This is a genomic window from Azohydromonas australica DSM 1124 (assembly GCF_000430725.1).
In the GTDB taxonomy this organism is placed as follows: Bacteria; Pseudomonadota; Gammaproteobacteria; order Burkholderiales; family Burkholderiaceae_C; genus Azohydromonas; species Azohydromonas australica.
The window spans coordinates 42,168-58,514 of sequence record NZ_KE387215.1; the positions used below are offsets into that span (position 1 = coordinate 42,168).

Below are 16,347 nucleotides of genomic sequence, written 5' to 3' on the forward strand. Positions count from 1 at the left end.
AACCCGTCTCAGGCTCCGGGACGCCGCTCAAGCCGCCGGACCGCCCTCGCTGCGCGAGAGGTCGAACAGGCTGGTCGCTTCCAGTTCCAGCGCCTGGCGCCCGTCGACGTGCAGCAGCTCCCAGCGCCAGCGCAGCACGCCCAGGTTCGGCTTGCTCTGCGAGCGACGCACCTCCAGCACCGTGGCCTCCAGCCGCATCGGGTCGCCGGGGCGCACCGGGCTGGGCCACTTGATGTAGGCGATGCCCGGCGAGGCAAAGCTCTCGGAGCCGTCCAACGCCGCCTGGCAGGCCAGCCGCATCGCCAGCCCGCAGGTCTGCCAGCCGCTGGCGATCAACCCCTTGAACGGCCCGCCCTCCGCGGCAGCCGGATCGGTATGGAACCACTGCGGATCCCAGGCCGACGCGAACGCGACGATCTCTGCCTCGCTCAGGCTCGCCGGCCCGGCCGTGATGCGCTGCCCCTCGTGAAACTCGGCGAATTTCATCAGGCATTGCCTCCGACGCACACCGCCTCGTGACCGCCCTGCCCCCACGCGCGCAGCCGCAGGCCCGGGCTGACACGGTAGCGCTCGCCGCGGTAATGGGCGTCCAACGCATCGAGCAGCGCGATCACGGCCGCGGCATCCCAGCCGCGCAGCCACTCGAAGGGACCCTGCGGATAGTTCACGCCCAGCTTCATCGCCGCGTCCGCCCCGCCCTCGTCGCACACGCCCTGGTGCACGGCGTCGGCGGCCTCGTTGATCAGCATGGCGATGGTGCGCGCCACCACCAGCCCCGGCGCGTCGGCCAGGCGCTGCGCATTGAAGCCCAGCGCCCGCAGCCAGCGCGGCGCCAGCTCGCACCAGGCCGGCGAGGCCTGCAGCGCCGGCGCCCAGGCCAGCACCGAGCCGGGCTGAGCCGACAGCGGCAGGTCGAACACCGCCACCTCGGCCACCCCGCCCGCACCCACCTGCGAGGCCGGGCGCCCGTCGGTCAGGCGCAGCTGGGCGCCGTCGATCTCCAAACCGATCCAGTCGCTGTCCGGCACCGGCTCGAAGCCCCGCCCCGCCGCCGCCAGCGCGTCGCCCAGGCACCGCGCCACCGGGCCCTGGCCGTGCAGGCTCAGCAGCGTGGCCGCCGGCAGCTCCGCCGGCACGTGCTCCGGCAGCGCCGGCTTCGCCGCGCCCTCGGCGTAGTCGTAGAAGCCGCGCCCCGACTTGCGCCCGAGCAGCCCGCCATCGACCAGCTCGCGCTGCACCAGCGAGGGCACGAAGCGCTTGTCGAAGAAATTGGCCTCGAACACCGACTGCGTGACCGAGAAGTTCGTGTCGTGCCCGATCAGGTCCATCAGCTCGCACGGCCCCATGCGGAATCCTGCGGCGCGCAGGCAGGCGTCCAGCAGCGCCGGCGTGCCGGCCTGCTCCTGCAGCAGTGCCAGCGTCTCCGCGTAGTACGGGCGCGCGATGCGGTTGACGATGAAACCCGGCGTGGAGCGCGCGAACACCGGCACCTTGCCCCAGCGTCGGGACAGCGCGTGGATCGCCTGCGCCACCGCCGGCTCGGTCTGCAGCCCCGACACCACTTCTACTAACTTCATCAGCGGCACGGGGTTGAAGAAGTGCATGCCCACCAGCCGCCCGGGGCACTGCAGCCCGTTGGCGATGGCGGTGACGGAGATGGAGGAGGTGTTGGTCGCCAGCACGCAATCCGCGCCCACGATGCCTTCAAGCTGGCGGAACAGCGCGCGCTTGGCGTCGAGCTTCTCGACCACGGCTTCCACCACCAGCCGCGCCGAGGCCGCGGCCTCCAGCGAGGGCACCGCCTCGATGCGCGCGAGCGTCTGCGCCGCCTCCTGCGCCGTGAGTTTTCCTTTGGCCGCCAGCGCTTCCAGGCCCTTGCCCAGCTTGGCCCTGGCCTCGGCCGCGGCGCCCTCGCGCAGGTCGAACAGCATCACCGCGTGCCCGGCCTGCGCCGCCACCTGCGCGATGCCCGCGCCCATGATCCCCGCGCCCACCACCAGCAGCGGCGCGCCCTCCAGCGTCTCGATGTTCATGCCTTGGGAATCCAGTTCGCGGGCCGCTTGGCCAGGAAAGCATCGAAGCCCTCGCGCGCCTCGTCCGTGCTGCGCACACGGGAGATGGTCTGCGCCGTGAGCTCGCGCACCTCGTTCGTGATGGGCCCGACTTCCAACTGCGCGAACAGCTGCTTGATCTCGCGCTGCGCGTTCGGACCGCCCACCAGCAGCTCCGCCGCCATGGCGTCCACCGCGCTGTCCAGGCCGTCCAGCGGCACGACCTTCTGCACCAGCCCGATGTCCAGCGCCTCCTGCGCGCCGATGCGGCTGGTGGTCAGCGCCAGCCGCAGCGCCTGGCGCTTGCCCACGGCGTTGGTCACGTAGGGCCCGATCACGGCGGGCAGGATGCCGAACTTCGCCTCGCTCACAGCGAACTTGGCGTCCTCCCCGGCAATGGCGATGTCGCAGGCGCAGGTGAGCCCCACGCCGCCGCCCAGCGCCACGCCCTGCACGCGCGCGATGGTCGGCTTGGGGCACTGCTGGATGGCCGCGAGCATGCCGGCGAAGCGGCGCGCATCCTGCAGGTTCCACTCCTGGCTGGCGCTGCTGGCGCGCTGCATCCACTGCAGGTCCGCCCCCGCGCTGAAGGCCTTGCCCGCGCCCTCCAGCACGATCACGCGCACGGCCGGGTCCTCGGCCAGCGCGGTGAAGGCGTCGTGCAGGGCGGCGATCATGGCCTCGTCGAAGGCGTTGAACACCTCGGGGCGGTTCATGCGCACGCGCGCCACGGCGCCGCGCTCCACGACAACGGTCATTGGCGGATCTCCTGCATCAATAGGTCTCCAGGTGCAGCCGGCCGTCGCGCTTGAGCTGCTGGTGCAGCGCGGGCCAGTCCAGGTCGTGCTGCGTCGCCACGTCGCGCAGCACCTCCAGCACGCCGGCCTCCATGCCCTTGAGGCCGCAGACGTAGAAGCAGGTGTTCGGATCGCGCAGCAGCAACGCCAAGTCTGCCGCACGTTCGCGCATCACATCCTGTACGTAGCGCCGCGGCTGGCCCGGGATGCGCGAGAAGGCGAAGTTGATGTCGATGAAGTCCTTGGGCAGGTTCATCAGCGGGCCGAAGTACGGCAGCTCCTGCTGCGTGCGGGCGCCGAAGAAGAGCATGAGCTTGCCGCCCTCGCCCTGGCCGCGGCGGCGCCGACGGCGCTCGGTCATGGCGCGCATGGGGGCGCTGCCCGTGCCGGTGCAGATCATCACCAGGTGGCTGCCCGGGTGGTTGGGCATCAGGAAGGTGCTGCCGAAGGGGCCGATCACCTGCACCGGGTCGCCCTTCTTCAGGTCGCACAGGTAGTTCGACGCCACGCCGCGCACCGGCCGGCCCTGGTAGTCCGCCGTCACGCGTTTCACCGTGAGCGAGACGTTGTTGTAGCCGGGGCGCTCGCCGTCGCGCGGGCTGGCGATGGAGTACTGGCGCGCGTGGTGCGGGCGGCCGTTGGCGTCCACGCCCGGCGGCAGGATGCCCAGCGACTGCCCTTCCAGCACCGGGAACGGCACGTTGCCGAAGTCCAGGACGATGTGGTGCGTGTCGCTGTCGGTGCCCAGCTCCGTCACCCGGTAGTTGCCGGCCACCGTGGCCGTCACGGGGTTCTTGTGCGTGTAGAGGTTGACGTAGGGGTGCGACGCGGACCAAGGCGGCACCTGCGCGCCGGCCACCGCCTCGGACAGCGGCAGTTCCTGGACCTGCGCCTGCACCTGCGGCCCGGCGGCCTCGGCCGGCGTCTCCACGTTCACGCCCAGCGCCTTCTCCGCCGGCAGCTCGTCCCAGGTGAACTGCTCCTCGACCGAGTAGGCCTCCAGCCGCAGCACGGTGCGCCAGTTGTCGATGGCGCCCGTGGGGCACGGTGGCACGCAGGCCATGCAGAAGTTGCACTTGCCCGAGTCCACCACGTAGTTGTTCGAGTCGTGCGTGATGGCATCGACCGGACAGCTCTCCTCGCAGGTGTTGCAGCGGATGCAGATCTCCGGATCGATCAGGTGCTGCTTGAGCACTTCGGGCAGGGGGGCGTTCATGGCTGGAGCTTGCTTGTGTATGGGAAGACGTTTGTCGCGAGCCGAAGCGTTTCACCAACCAACTCGTCATTCCCGCGAAGGCGGGAATCCAGGCGGCCCCCAAGCGGCTCGTGAGCTGCCTGGGCGGCACACCAAGGGTTGCTGGTTCAGCGATCCCGCGTCGGCTTTGACGGGCTGACGTGGGGCCGCCTGGATCCCCGCCTTCGCGGGGATGACGAAGTAAGTTCGCGGGGATGCGAAGTAGGGGTCGGAGCGAAGCAGCTCACGGCCACCAAGCGCCTCAGCCGAACCGCACGTACTCGAAGTCCACCGGCTGGCGGTTGATGCCCATGACCGGCGGCGCGATCCAGTTGGCGAACTTGCCGGGCTCCACCACGCGGCCCATCAGCGAGGCGACGAAGGCGCGGTCCGTGTCCGAGGGCAGCCATTCGTCGTGGCGCGCGGCGCACTCGGCGCTGCTGACCACGCGCCCGTCGGGCGTGACGTTGGCACCGGCCAGCGAGCCGATCTTGCGGTTGAACGCCTTGTGCGGCGCCACCAGCCGGAACGGGATGCCCGCCTTCTCGATGACCTTGTTCCAGCGGTTCACGCCCGCGATGGAGTCCTTGATGTAGTCGTCGCGCAGCACCTCGTTGAGCGCGTTGAGCATCGGCACCTCGCGCTCCACCAGCCGGCCGCCGTCGCCGCTCTTCTCCACGCCCAGCACCTTGTAGGTCTGGCCGTGCAGCTGGTGGTCGTCGCCGCGCTTGGTCTCCTCGAAGCGGCCCTTCAGGCCCGAGTTGTAGAAGATGGCCGCGTTGCTCGACTCGTCGGCACCGAAGAGGTCGATGGTCACGCTGAAGTGGAAGTTCAGGTAGCGCTGGATCGTCGGCAGGTCGATCACGCCGGCGGCGCGGATCTTGGCCGGGTCGTCGGTCTTGAGCTGGTTCATCACCTCGCAGGTGCGCGCGATCACGCGCGAGACGCCCGACTCGCCCACGAACATGTGGTGCGCCTCTTCCGTCAGCATGAACTTGGTCGTGCGCGCCAGCGGGTCAAAGCCGCTTTCAGCCAGCGCGCACAGCTGGAACTTGCCGTCGCGGTCGGTGAAGTACGTGAACATGTAGAAGGACAGCCAGTCCGGCGTCTTCTCGTTGAAGGCGCCCAGGATGCGCGGGTTGTCCGCGTCGCCCGAGTGGCGCTCCAGCATCGCGTCGGCCTCCTCGCGCCCGTCGCGGCCGAAGTACTTGTGCAGCAGGTACACCATCGCCCACAGGTGGCGGCCCTCCTCCACGTTGACCTGGAACAGGTTACGCAGGTCGTACTGGGACGGTGCCGTCAGGCCCAGGTGGCGCTGCTGCTCCACCGACGCGGGCTCGGTATCACCCTGCGTGACGATGATGCGGCGCAGGTTGGCGCGGTGCTCGCCGGGCACGTCCTGCCACGCACCTTCGCCCTTGTGCTCGCCGAAGTTGACCTGCCGGCCCTCCTCCTTCGGGTTCAGGAAGATGCCCCAGCGGTAGTCGGGCATCTTCACGTGCCCGAACTGGGCCCAGCCCTGCGGGTCCACGCTGATGGCCGTGCGCAGGTACACGTCGAAGTTCTGCGAGCCCTCGGGGCCCAGGTCGTTCCACCAGTTGAGGTAGTTGGGCTGCCAGTGCTCCAGCGCGCGCTGCAGCGTCTTGTCCTCGGACAGGTTGACGTTGTTGGGAATCTTCTCGCTGTAGTCGATGGTGGACATGGCGTTGTCTCCTGTGTTCGTCGAATGTCGGGTCAGACGCGGTTGAAGTCGAACTGGGCCTTCTCGCCCTTGCCGTAGACCTTGAGCGCCCCTTTGTCGCCCACGGCGTTGGGGCGCTGGAAGATCCAGTTCTGCCAGGCCGTGAGGCGGCCGAAGACGCGGGTGAACAGGGTCTCGGGGCCGTTGAAGCGCAGGTTGGCCTCCATGCCGGTGAGCGCGTCGGGCGACATGGCGGCGCGCTCCTCGACGGCCAGGCGTACCTCGTCGGCCCAGTCGATGTCGTCGGGGTTGGAGGTCACCAGCCCCAACGCGAAGGCGGCATCGGCGTCCAGCGCCTCGCCCAGCCGGGCGCGCACCGCGTCCAGCGCCGGCGCCTCGTCGTAGAAGCGGCGGCCCAGGCGCGACTGGTTCGTCGCCATCGGGAACAGGCCGAAATTCGACTCGGTGGCGACGATCTTCGGCGCCGTGGCTTCGTCGTCCGGCAGCGCCAGCATGTAGCTGCGGTCGCAGGCCAGCGCCAACTCCAGCAGCGGCCCGGCGAAGCAGGAGCCCGGCTCGATCAGCGCGAACAGCGTGCGCGAGGACACGTCCAGGCGCGAGAAGGTGCGGCGCAGCAGCCCGATGGTCTCGCGCACCAGCCAATGACTCCGGTTCGCCTGCAGCACCGCGTCCACCGCCAGCACCGCCTGCGCGTCGCCCGCGGTCTTGAGCAGCCAGGTGCCGATCTCGGTCTCGTTGGTGCGCATGGACAGGATGGCGTCGTCCAGCTCGCGCGCCACCTGCAGCGGCCACCAGGCGGTGCCGGCGGCCTCGATGCCGGCCACGTCCGCCGGCTGCGCCGCGCTCGGGGCGCTGACGGTGAAGGTCGCGGCGCGCCGGGCGCGGTCGATCTCCACCGTGACGAAGCCGTAGCGCAGCGCATCGGCCTCGATGCTGCGCTGCAGCGGCCGCAGCGCCACGCCCTGGCCTTCCGCCGGACGGTCACTCTGCGCAGCCAGCGCCTGCGCGCGCTCCTGCACCTTCTGCGCGAACTGCGCGGGCTTCACCACCTCGTCCACCAGGCGCCAGTCCTTGGCCTTCTTGCCACGCACCCCCTCGGTGGTGGTGCAGAAGATGTCGGCCAGGTCATGGCGCACCTTGCGCTTGTCGGTGACGCGGGTCAGCCCGCCCGTGCCCGGCAGCACGCCCAGCAGCGGCACCTCCGGCAGGCTCACCGCCGAGGAGCGGTCATCGACCAGGATGATCTCGTCGCAGGCCAGCGCCAGCTCGTAGCCGCCGCCGGCGCAGGCGCCGTTGACGGCCGCGATGAACTTCAGGCCGGAATGGGCGCTGGAGTCCTCCATGCCGTTGCGGGTCTCGTTGGTGAACTTGCAGAAGTTCACCTTCCAGGCGTGGCTGGAGACGCCCAGCATGAAGATGTTGGCGCCGGAGCAGAAGATGCGCTCCTTGGCGCTGGTGACGATGACGCTGCGCACCTCCGGGTGCTCGAAGCGGATGCGGTTGAGCGCATCGTTGAGCTCGATGTCCACGCCCAGGTCGTAGCTGTTGAGCTTGAGCTTGTAGCCCGGGCGCAGGCCGCCGTTCTCGTCGATGTTCAGCGTCAGCGTCGCGATGGACCCTTCGGTCCGCAGCGACCAGTGCTTGTACTGCGAGGGCTCGATCTGGTAGTCGACTCGGGCGGTGTCAGCGGCAGCGTTCATCGGGTCTCCTGTGCAGCATCCCGGCGGGACCGGACATGCAAAATCATGCAGTGCTTGTGTGATGCATGATAGTGCGACCCTGATGCACGTCAACTCTTTGCAAGCACTTTAGTGCATATCACCGGGAAAACACCGAGCACTGAACCCGTTCGGGAATCCTTCAGATCCCCGCCTGCTGCCGCAGCGCCTCGCGCAGCCCGCTGAAGGCCTCGGACAAGGTCTTGCCGCTGGTGTCGAAGCTCAGGTCCGCCTTGCCGTAGAAGGCGGCGCGGCCTTCCAGGATGCGGCGCAGGTCGTCCATCGCCTCCTGGTTGCCGGCCATGGGCCGCAGGTCGCCCTGCTCGACGACGCGACTCATGTGCTCCTGCGGCGATGCGCGCAGCCACACCGTGTAGCAGTGCGCCAGCAGCAGGTTCAGCGTCGCGGGGTCGGACACCAGCCCGCCCGGGGTAGCGATCACGGCGTCGGGATAGAGCTGGATCGTCTCCTCCAGCGCGCGGCGCTCGTAGCGGCGGTAGGCGGTGGGGCCCAGCAGGTTGTGGATCTCGCCCAGCCCGCAGCCGGCCACGCGCTCGATTTCCCTGTTCAGCTCGACGAAGGGCACGTCCAGCTCGTCGGCCAGCAGCTGGCCCAGGCTGGACTTGCCCGCGCCGCGCAGGCCCACCAGCGCGATGCGCGAGCTGCGCGCATCGGCCGGCCCGGCCTGACCGTACAGCTCGCTCAGCGCCAACCGGGCGCGGCGCAGTTCCTCGTCGGAGCGGCCGCGCAGCAGCTCGCGGATCAGCAGCCACTCCGGCCCGTTGGCACCCTCGTCGTTGAGCAGGTCCACCAGCTCGCAGTCCAACGCGCGCGCCACCTGGCGCAGCACCAGCACCGAGGCGTTGCCCACACCCAACTCCAGGTTGGCAAGGTGGCGCTCCGACACGTCGCTGGCCAGCGCCAGCGCGCGCCGCGTCAGCCCCTTGCGCGCCCGCAGCGAGCGCACGCGCTCGCCCAGCGTCGCCAGGAAAGGGTCGCGCTGGGCCTCGGCCGGGCGGTCCGAAAGTTGTTCTGCTGAGGGGTTGGCGTTGGCATCCATGGGGGTCGGTGTTTACCCGGCTTATGCACTATATTGCTTGACCGGGAACAAGGGTGCATTTAAGTTTCAGTCATGCACTTTAGTTCAACCACCAGGGTTCGTCCCTAGGCGCAACCAGACCCGGTGAAGGACCAGCCCCCCCGTGACGACCATGACGCCCGAACGCTTCCAGGACCTGATCGCCTCGCTCACCGCCTCGCTGGAAGGCCAGCCGCTTGACGCCGCGCTGGCCGAGCGGCTGAACCGCGAGCACCCAGCCGGCAGCCCGGTGTTCGAGGCGATCTTCGAGGCCTGCCGCCAGGCGGTGGCCGCGGGCTGGATGTGCAGCCGCGAGAACGACGGCATCCGCTGGGGCCGCGTCATTAAGCAGGGTGCGGCCACGCACGGCTTCTCGGTGGACGTGGTGGACATGAAGGATCTGGCCGGCCCGCACCACGGGCACCCCCACGGCGAGATCGACATGGTCATGCCCCTCCAGGCCGACGGCACGCCCGGCGGCGAGGCCCGCTTCGACGGCCAGGGCGCGGGCTGGAAGGTGTACGGCCCGGGCAGCGCGCACCGCCCCACCGTCAGCGGCGGCCGGGCACTGGTGCTGTACCTGCTGCCGCAGGGCGCCATCGAATTCAGCCGCGCCGCCTCCGCCTGAGGCCGGCGCCGCGCCCCTGCCGGGCAGGCTTCCGACAGAGAAGCCGCCCGCCCTGATCCGAGGACCCGAGGAGACAAGCCATGGCCTACACCGCGCCGCCGCCCGCGCGCTTCAACTTCGCCCAGCACCTGTTCGAGCGCAACGCCGGCCGCGCCGCCAAGGCGGCCTACGTCGACGACCTGGGCCGCCTGACTTATGGCGAGCTGGCCGAACAGGCGCAGCGCGTGGCCGCGGGTCTGGCGATGCTGGGCCTGCGGCGCGAGGAGCGCGTGCTGCTGCTGATGCACGACTGCGTGCACTGGCCGGTGGCCTTCCTGGGCTGCCTGTACGCCGGCGTGGTGCCGGTGGCCGTCAACACCCTGCTCACCGCCGACGACTACGCCTACATGCTCGGCCACAGCCGCGCGCAGGCCGCCCTGGTCTCCGCCGCGCTGCTGCCCACGCTGCAGGCCGCCATGGAGCGCGCGCCGCACGAGGTGAAGCAGCTGGTGGTGTCGCGCGGCAGCGCGCTGCCCGCGGGCGCGCAGGACTTCGACGCCTGGCTGCAGACGCTCGTCCCGGCCGAGAAGCCCGCCGACACCGGTCCGGACGACATCGGCTTCTGGCTCTACTCCTCCGGCTCCACCGGTCGGCCCAAGGGCACCGTCCACACCCACGGCAACCTGTACTGGACGGCCGAGCTCTACGCCGCCCCGGTGCTGGGCCTGGGCGAGCGCGACGTGTGCTTCTCCGCCGCCAAGCTGTTCTTCGCCTACGGCCTGGGCAACGCGCTGAGCTTTCCGCTGTCGGTGGGCGCCACCACGGTGCTGATGGCCGAGCGGCCCACGCCGGACGCGGTGTTCAAGCGCTGGACAGAACAGAAACCCACCGTCTTCTTCGGCGCGCCCACGGGCTACGCCGGCATGCTGGCCTCGCCCCAGTGCCCCACGCGCGAGCAGGTGGCGCTGCGGCTGTGCTCTTCGGCCGGCGAGGCGCTGCCGCGCGAGATCGGCGAGAAGTTCAAGGCCCGCTTCGGCGCCGACATCATCGACGGCATCGGCTCCACCGAGATGCTGCACATCTTCCTGTCCAACCGGCCCGGCGACGTGCGCTACGGCACCAGCGGCAAGCCGGTGGACGGCTACGAGGTGGAGCTGCGCGACGAGAACGGCCGCGTCATCGAGGGCGCCGACCAGGTGGGCGACCTGTTCATCCAGGGTCCGAGCGCCGCGCTGATGTACTGGTGCAACCGGGACAAGAGCCGCGACACCTTCCGCGGCGCCTGGACCAAGAGCGGCGACAAGTATTTCCGCGACGCCGAGGGCTACTACGTCTACGCCGGGCGCAGCGACGACATGCTGAAGGTGAGCGGCCAGTACGTGTCGCCCTTCGAGGTCGAGTCCACCCTCATGCAGCACCCGGCCGTGCTGGAGGCCGCCGTCATCGGCGTGAGCGACACCGACGGCCTCACCCGCGCCAAGGCCTACGTGGTGCTCAAGGACGGGCGCGACGGCGGCGAGGCCCTGGCCGAGGCGCTCAAGAGCTTCGTCAAGGAGCAGCTCGCGCCGCACAAGTACCCGCGGCACATCGAGTTCGTGGCCGAGCTGCCCAAGACCGCCACCGGCAAGATCCAGCGTTTCAAGCTGCGCGAGCGCGAGGCCCACCAGTGACCGGGGCCGCGGTGTCCGGCGGCTTCGCCAGCATCCGCGTGGGCGGGCGCGAGTTGCGCATCGAATTCGGCTGGGTAGGCAGCGACGCGCCTGACGCGCCGCTGATCGTGTTCCTGCACGAGGGCCTGGGCTCGCTGTCCATGTGGAAGGATTTCCCGGCGCGCCTGTGCGAGGCCGCCGGCGCGCGCGGGCTGGTCTATTCGCGCCCGGGCTACGGCCGCTCCACGCCGCGCCCGCACGAGGAGCGCTGGGGGCTGGACTTCATGCACGTCCAGGCGCAGCAGGTGCTGCCCGCGCTGCTGGACGCGCTGGGCGTGCAGTCGAGCTACGGGCTCTTCGGCCACAGCGACGGTGGGTCCATCGCGCTGATCCACGCCGCGAGCTTCCCGCACCGGGTGGCTGGCGCCGTGGTGATGGCGCCACACATCCTGGTCGAGGAGTTCGGGCTGGCGAGCATCCGCGAGGCGCGCCGGGCCTACCTCGACGGCCCGCTGCGTGCGGGGCTGGCCAAGTACCACGACGACGTGGACTCGGCCTTCTGGGGCTGGAACGACATCTGGCTGGATGGGGAGTTCCCCCGCTGGACGATCCAGCCCCTGCTCTCCAGCATCAAGTGCCCGCTGCTGGCAATCCAGGGTTTCAGTGATCCCTACGGGACCATGGCCCAGATCGACGGCATTGCGGAAGCGGCACCGCAGACGGCGTTGTTGAAGCTGCCCGACTGCGGCCACTCGCCGCACCGCGACCAGCCTGAGGCGGTGATCCGAGCCGCCCGGGATTTCATCCAACAACACCCCAAGGAGACGACGTCATGAAGTTCATCCCCACGCTGGGCGCGCTGGCCGCCGCCGCGCTGCTGGCGGCCCCGTCGGCCTGGGCGCAGGCCGGCGCAAAGCTCAAGGTCGGGTTCATGCTGCCCTACACCGGCACCTACGCCGCGCTGGGCAATGCCATCGAGAACGGTTTCCGGCTCTACGTGCAGGAACAGGGCGGCAAGCTCGCCGGGCGCGAGCTGGAGTTCGTCAAGGTGGACGACGAGTCCGACCCGTCCAAGGCCACCGACAACGTCAACAAGCTCATCAAGCGCGACCAGGTGGACGTGATCATCGGCACGGTGCACTCCGGCGTCGCCATGGCCATGGCCAAGGCCGCCAAGGAGAGCAACACGCTGCTGATCGTGCCCAACGCCGGCGCCGATGCCGTCACCGGCCCGATGTGCGCGCCCAACATCTTCCGCAGCAGTTTCTCCAACTGGCAGCCCGCCTACGCCATGGGCGACGTGGCGGCCAAGCGCGGGCACAAGAAGGCCGTCACCATCACCTGGAAGTACGCCGCGGGCGACGAGTCGGTGGCCGGCTTCAAGGAGGCCTTCGAGAAGGGCGGCGGGCAGGTGGTCAAGCAGCTCACGCTGCCCTTCCCCAACGTCGAGTTCCAGGCGCTGCTCACCGAGATCGCCGCGGCCAAGCCCGATGCGGTCTACACCTTCTTCGCCGGCGGCGGCGCGGTGAAGTTCGTCAAGGACTACGCCGCGGCGGGCCTGAACAAGACCATCCCGCTCTACGGCGCCGGCTTCCTCACCGACGGCACGCTGGAGGCCCAGGGCGACGCCGCCCAGGGGCTGCTGACCACGCTGCACTACGCCGACGGCCTCAACACCCCGCGCGACAACGCCTTCCGCCTGGCCTACGCCAAGGCCTTCAAGCTGCAGCCCGACGTGTACGCGGTGCAGGGCTACGACGCGGCGCAGATGCTGGGCGTGGGCCTGAACGCCGTGAAGGGCGACGTGGGCAAGAAGGCCGAGTTCGCCGCCGCGCTCAAGGCGGCCAAGATCGACAGCCCGCGCGGCACCTTCACCATCGCCAAGAACCACAACCCGGTGCAGGACTTCTACCTGCGCAAGGTGGAAGGCAAGGAGAACAAGAGCACGGGCATCGCGGTGAAGGCGCTGGCCGACCCGGGACGCGGCTGCCGCATGTGAGCGTTGAGCGGGCCGGCCCTCCGGCCCGTTTTTCCGTAGTACCGCCCGCGGCGCGCGCCGCGGGCCACCAGGGGCCGCCATGGACGTCGCGACCTTCCTTATTCAGTGCCTGAACGCGGTCCAGTACGGGCTGCTGCTGTTCCTCGTGGCCTCGGGGCTCACGCTGATCTTCGGGATCATGGGCGTGATCAACCTCGCCCACGGCAGCTTCTACATGATCGGCGCCTACATGGCCTACGCGCTGGCGCCGTGGGTCAACCAGTACCTGGGCGGCGGCTTCTTCACCACGCTGCTGGTGGGCATCGTGCTGTCGGTGCTGCTGGGCTACGTGCTGGAGTGGGTCTTCTTCAGCTACCTCTACGAGCGCGAGCACCTGCAGCAGGTGCTCATGACCTACGGGCTGATCCTCGTGTTCGAGGAGCTGCGGTCGATCCTGGTGGGCAACGACGTCTACGGCGTGCAGCCGCCCGACTGGCTGTCCGGCAGCATCCCGCTGGGCGACCTGATGACCTACCCGGTCTACCGGCTCTTCATCTCCGGCGTGTGCGTCGCCATCGCGGTGGCGATGTGGGCGCTGATCACGCGCACGCGGCTGGGCATGAAGATCCGCGCCGGCGCCAGCAACCGCGAGATGGCGCGCGCCATGGGCGTGAACATCCGGCTGCTCTACCGCATCGTCTTCGCTTTCGGCGTGGCGCTGGCGGCGCTGGCCGGGATGATCGCGGCGCCGGTGTCCAGCGTCTATCCGAACATGGGCGCGGGCGTGCTGATCGTGTGCTTCGTGGTGGTGGTGATCGGCGGCATCGGCTCGATCAAGGGCGCGCTGGTGGCGGCGCTGCTGGTGGGCCTGGTGGACACCTTCGGCAAGGTGCTGTTCCCGGCCTTCGCCGGGATCTCGGTGTACTTGCTGATGGCCGTGATGCTGCTGTGGAAGCCCGAGGGGCTGTTCAAGGCGGGTTGAGGAGACAACGGGATGAACACGACCACGCTTTCGTCCTCGCTGCCGGCCGCGGCCCCTGCCGCGCCCGCGCGCGGCCTGTCGCTCAAGGCGGTGCCGGTGCTGCTGGGCTTCCTGGTGCTGGCGCTGCTGCCGCTGGTGCTGTCGGGCTTCTACGTCGAGCTGACGATGAAGATCATGATCCTGGCCCTGTTCGCGCTGAGCCTGGAGCTGCTGGTGGGCCAGACCGGGCTGGTGGCCTTCGGCCATGCCGGCTTCTTCGGCATCGGCGCCTACGTGGCGGCGCTGCTCACGCCGCAGGCGGGCGGCGCCTCGCTGTGGTGGCTGCTGCCCGCGGCCATGGGCGCGGCGGGCCTGTACGCGCTGGCGGTGGGCGCGCTGTCGCTGCGCACCAAGGGCGTGTACTTCATCATGATCACGCTGGCCTTCGCGCAGATGGCCTACTTCGTGTTCCACGACACGCCGCTGGGCGGCGGCAGCGACGGCATCTACCTCTACTTCAAGCCCGAGGTGAAGCTGGGCGAGCTGCAGCTGCTGGACCTGGATGCGGGCCACACCTATTACTGGTTCGTGCTGGCCTGCCTGGTGGCGACCTTCACCCTGCTGGCGCTGCTGCTGCGCAGCCGCTTCGGGCGGGCGCTGGCGGGCGTCAAGGCCAACGAGCAGCGCATGCGCGCCGCCGGCTTCGCGACCTATCCGTACAAGCTGGCGGCCTTCGTGCTCTCGGCCATGTTCGCGGGCCTGGCGGGCTTCCTGTACGCGCTCAAGGACGGCTTCGTGAACCCGGAGATCCTGAGCTGGCACCAGAGCGGCGCAGTGCTGCTGATGATCATCCTGGGCGGCCTGGGCCACCTGCGCGGCGCGCTGCTGGGCGCCCTGGCCTTCACGCTGCTGCAGGAGCTCTACCAGTCGGAAGCCCTCTTCGGCAGCTTCGCCAAGCACTGGCAGCTATCGCTCGGTCTCACCATCATCGCCTTCGTCGCCCTGCTGCCGCACGGGCTCATCGGGCTGCTGCAGCGCAAGGGAGACAAGCAATGAGCGCGGTCCTGAACCCGGCCGCCGGCGCCGCGGCGAGCACGCAAGCGCTGCTGGTGGCGAGCGACATCTCGCGCCGCTTCGGTGGCCTGAAGGCGGTGGACGGCGTGTCGCTGACGCTGGAGCGCGGCAGCCTGCACGCGGTGATCGGCACCAACGGCGCAGGCAAGTCCACGCTGATCAACCTGCTCTCCGGCGAGATCCCGCCCAGCGAGGGCCGCGTGCTGCTCATGGGCCAGGACGCCACGGCCTGGAGCCAGCCCAAGCGGGCGCGCGCGGGCCTGGGCCGCTCCTACCAGCGCAACACCATCTTCATGAACTTCACGGTGCGCGAGAACTGCCGCCTGGCGGCGCAGGCGCGCTGGCAGCGCGCCTGGGACTGGTGGACGCCGGCGCAGCGCTGCGGCAAGAGCCAGGCCGCCGCGGACGAGGCGCTGCGCAAGGCGGGCCTGTCGGCGCAGGCCGAGCGCGTGGCCGGCGCGCTCTCGCACGGGCAGAAGCGCCAGCTGGAGATCGCCATGTGCCTGGCGGGCGCGCCGCAGGTGCTGCTGCTGGACGAGCCGCTGGCCGGCATGGGTGCGGAGGAGACGGAGCGCATGCTGTCGCTGCTGACCGAGCTGAAGCAGGAGCACGCGATCCTGCTGGTGGAGCACGACATGGACGCCGTGTTCCGCGTGGCCGACCGCATCACGGTGATGGTCAACGGCCGGGTGATCGCCAGCGACACGCCCGCGGCGGTGCGGGCCAACCGCGAGGTGCAGATCGCCTATCTCGGAGAGGGCCACTGATGAGCGCCGTGCTGAACGACACCGACGACCTGCTGCGGGCCACCGATCTGCACGCCCACTACGGCCAGAGCCACGTGCTGCAGGGCGTGTCGCTGCGCGTCGCGCGCGGCGAGGCCGTGGGGCTGCTGGGCCGCAACGGCATGGGCAAGACCACCTTCATCCGCACGCTGCTGGGCCAGCTGAAAGCCTCGGGCGGGCGCGTGAGCGTGACGGGCCGGGACATGACCGGGCAGCCGCCCGAGCGCATCGTGCGCCTGGGCATCGGCTACGTGCCCGAGGGACGCGGGGTGTTTCCGAACCTGAGCGTGCGCGAGAACCTGGTGATGGCCGCGCGTGCCGGCACCCGGGGCCAGCGCGACTGGACCTTCGAGCGCGTGCTGGAAACCTTCCCGCGGCTGGCGGAGCGGCTGGAGCACGGCGGCGGGCAGCTCTCCGGCGGCGAACAGCAGATGATGGCCATCGGCCGCGCGCTGATGACCAACCCCGACCTGATGATCCTGGACGAGGCCACCGAGGGCCTGGCGCCGCTGGTGGTGGCCGAGATCTGGCGCGTCATCGGCCTCATCCGCACCAGCGGCATCGCCTCGCTGGTGGTGGACCGCAACTTCAAGAAGGTGTTGGCGCACACCGACCGCTGCGTGGTGCTGGAAAAGGGCCGCGTGGTGCTGGAGGGGCCCTCGGCCGAGCTGGCTGCCGATGAGGCGGCGCTGCATCGGTATCTGGGGGTGTGA

At 69.9% G+C, this 16,347-nt stretch carries 15 protein-coding genes; 8 read left to right on the forward strand and 7 right to left on the reverse strand.

What is annotated here, in order from left to right:
* Positions 1-27 precede the first annotated feature (27 nt).
* The 7 genes from H537_RS0136315 to H537_RS0136345 all read right to left on the reverse strand — a co-directional run bounded on the left by H537_RS0136315 (position 28) and on the right by H537_RS0136345 (position 8,562).
* Positions 28-486, reverse strand: coding sequence for a MaoC family dehydratase (locus tag H537_RS0136315; RefSeq protein ID WP_029001785.1), 459 nt, complete (start codon positions 484-486; stop codon positions 28-30).
* Positions 486-2,033: a 3-hydroxyacyl-CoA dehydrogenase gene (locus H537_RS0136320; protein WP_029001786.1), complete on the reverse strand. Its 1,548-nt coding sequence runs from the start codon at positions 2,031-2,033 to the stop codon at positions 486-488. Before H537_RS0136320 ends, H537_RS0136315 begins: the two co-directional genes overlap by 1 nt.
* Positions 2,030-2,809, reverse strand: a complete 780-nt coding sequence (locus H537_RS0136325) for an enoyl-CoA hydratase-related protein (RefSeq protein ID WP_029001787.1) — start codon at positions 2,807-2,809, stop codon at positions 2,030-2,032. Before H537_RS0136325 ends, H537_RS0136320 begins: the two co-directional genes overlap by 4 nt.
* Positions 2,810-2,825: 16 nt before the next feature.
* Complete coding sequence (gene boxA, locus H537_RS0136330; RefSeq protein WP_029001788.1) at positions 2,826-4,064, reverse strand: benzoyl-CoA 2,3-epoxidase subunit BoxA; 1,239 nt, start codon at positions 4,062-4,064, stop codon at positions 2,826-2,828.
* A gap of 280 nt (positions 4,065-4,344) precedes the next feature.
* Positions 4,345-5,784: a benzoyl-CoA 2,3-epoxidase subunit BoxB gene (gene boxB, locus H537_RS0136335; RefSeq protein WP_029001789.1), complete on the reverse strand. Its 1,440-nt coding sequence runs from the start codon at positions 5,782-5,784 to the stop codon at positions 4,345-4,347.
* 32 nt (positions 5,785-5,816) lie between these two features.
* Positions 5,817-7,484 carry a 2,3-epoxybenzoyl-CoA dihydrolase gene (boxC, locus tag H537_RS0136340; protein WP_029001790.1) on the reverse strand — a complete coding sequence of 556 codons (1,668 nt, stop codon included), beginning with the start codon at positions 7,482-7,484 and terminating at the stop codon, positions 5,817-5,819.
* 160 nt (positions 7,485-7,644) lie between these two features.
* Positions 7,645-8,562, reverse strand: coding sequence for a helix-turn-helix transcriptional regulator (locus H537_RS0136345; RefSeq protein ID WP_029001791.1), 918 nt, complete (start codon positions 8,560-8,562; stop codon positions 7,645-7,647).
* Positions 8,563-8,713: 151 nt separating this feature from the next.
* Here H537_RS0136345 and H537_RS0136350 point away from each other — a divergent pair, with 151 nt between their 5' ends.
* The 8 genes from H537_RS0136350 (at position 8,714) to H537_RS0136385 (ending at position 16,347) form a co-directional block, all read left to right on the forward strand.
* A complete protein-coding gene (locus H537_RS0136350) occupies positions 8,714-9,208 on the forward strand; it encodes a 4-hydroxylaminobenzoate lyase (RefSeq protein WP_029001792.1) in 495 nt (164 codons plus the stop codon).
* Positions 9,209-9,288: 80 nt separating this feature from the next.
* Positions 9,289-10,857 carry a benzoate-CoA ligase family protein gene (locus H537_RS0136355; RefSeq protein ID WP_029001793.1) on the forward strand — a complete coding sequence of 523 codons (1,569 nt, stop codon included), beginning with the start codon at positions 9,289-9,291 and terminating at the stop codon, positions 10,855-10,857.
* Positions 10,854-11,672, forward strand: coding sequence for an alpha/beta fold hydrolase (locus H537_RS0136360; protein ID WP_238446940.1), 819 nt, complete (start codon positions 10,854-10,856; stop codon positions 11,670-11,672). Before H537_RS0136355 ends, H537_RS0136360 begins: the two co-directional genes overlap by 4 nt.
* Positions 11,669-12,835, forward strand: a complete 1,167-nt coding sequence (locus tag H537_RS0136365; protein WP_029001795.1) for an ABC transporter substrate-binding protein — start codon at positions 11,669-11,671, stop codon at positions 12,833-12,835. The genes H537_RS0136360 and H537_RS0136365 overlap by 4 nt, the downstream gene beginning before the upstream one ends.
* A 79-nt stretch (positions 12,836-12,914) precedes the next feature.
* Positions 12,915-13,796, forward strand: coding sequence for a branched-chain amino acid ABC transporter permease (locus tag H537_RS0136370; RefSeq protein ID WP_029001796.1), 882 nt, complete (start codon positions 12,915-12,917; stop codon positions 13,794-13,796).
* A 12-nt stretch (positions 13,797-13,808) separates the two neighbouring features.
* Entirely contained in the window at positions 13,809-14,831 is a 1,023-nt protein-coding gene (locus H537_RS47680) for a branched-chain amino acid ABC transporter permease (RefSeq protein WP_084151221.1), read from the forward strand.
* Entirely contained in the window at positions 14,828-15,616 is a 789-nt protein-coding gene (locus H537_RS0136380) for an ABC transporter ATP-binding protein (RefSeq protein WP_051244462.1), read from the forward strand. The genes H537_RS47680 and H537_RS0136380 overlap by 4 nt, the downstream gene beginning before the upstream one ends.
* Positions 15,616-16,347, forward strand: a complete 732-nt coding sequence (locus H537_RS0136385; RefSeq protein ID WP_064736116.1) for an ABC transporter ATP-binding protein — start codon at positions 15,616-15,618, stop codon at positions 16,345-16,347. The genes H537_RS0136380 and H537_RS0136385 overlap by 1 nt, the downstream gene beginning before the upstream one ends.

Bases quoted from the DNA above. Each gene is read 5' to 3' on its own strand.
- H537_RS47680 (WP_084151221.1), top strand. From the start codon at position 13,809: ATGAACACGACCACGCTTTCGTCCTCGCTGCCGGCCGCGGCCCCTGCC.
- boxB (WP_029001789.1), bottom strand. From the start codon at position 5,784: ATGTCCACCATCGACTACAGCGAGAAGATTCCCAACAACGTCAACCTG.
- H537_RS0136370 (WP_029001796.1), top strand. From the start codon at position 12,915: ATGGACGTCGCGACCTTCCTTATTCAGTGCCTGAACGCGGTCCAGTAC.
- H537_RS0136350 (WP_029001792.1), top strand. From the start codon at position 8,714: ATGACGCCCGAACGCTTCCAGGACCTGATCGCCTCGCTCACCGCCTCG.
- boxA (WP_029001788.1), bottom strand. From the start codon at position 4,064: ATGAACGCCCCCCTGCCCGAAGTGCTCAAGCAGCACCTGATCGATCCG.
- H537_RS0136325 (WP_029001787.1), bottom strand. From the start codon at position 2,809: ATGACCGTTGTCGTGGAGCGCGGCGCCGTGGCGCGCGTGCGCATGAAC.
- boxC (WP_029001790.1), bottom strand. From the start codon at position 7,484: ATGAACGCTGCCGCTGACACCGCCCGAGTCGACTACCAGATCGAGCCC.
- H537_RS0136345 (WP_029001791.1), bottom strand. From the start codon at position 8,562: ATGGATGCCAACGCCAACCCCTCAGCAGAACAACTTTCGGACCGCCCG.
- H537_RS0136380 (WP_051244462.1), top strand. From the start codon at position 14,828: ATGAGCGCGGTCCTGAACCCGGCCGCCGGCGCCGCGGCGAGCACGCAA.
- H537_RS0136385 (WP_064736116.1), top strand. From the start codon at position 15,616: ATGAGCGCCGTGCTGAACGACACCGACGACCTGCTGCGGGCCACCGAT.
- H537_RS0136315 (WP_029001785.1), bottom strand. From the start codon at position 486: ATGAAATTCGCCGAGTTTCACGAGGGGCAGCGCATCACGGCCGGGCCG.
- H537_RS0136320 (WP_029001786.1), bottom strand. From the start codon at position 2,033: ATGAACATCGAGACGCTGGAGGGCGCGCCGCTGCTGGTGGTGGGCGCG.
- H537_RS0136365 (WP_029001795.1), top strand. From the start codon at position 11,669: ATGAAGTTCATCCCCACGCTGGGCGCGCTGGCCGCCGCCGCGCTGCTG.
- H537_RS0136355 (WP_029001793.1), top strand. From the start codon at position 9,289: ATGGCCTACACCGCGCCGCCGCCCGCGCGCTTCAACTTCGCCCAGCAC.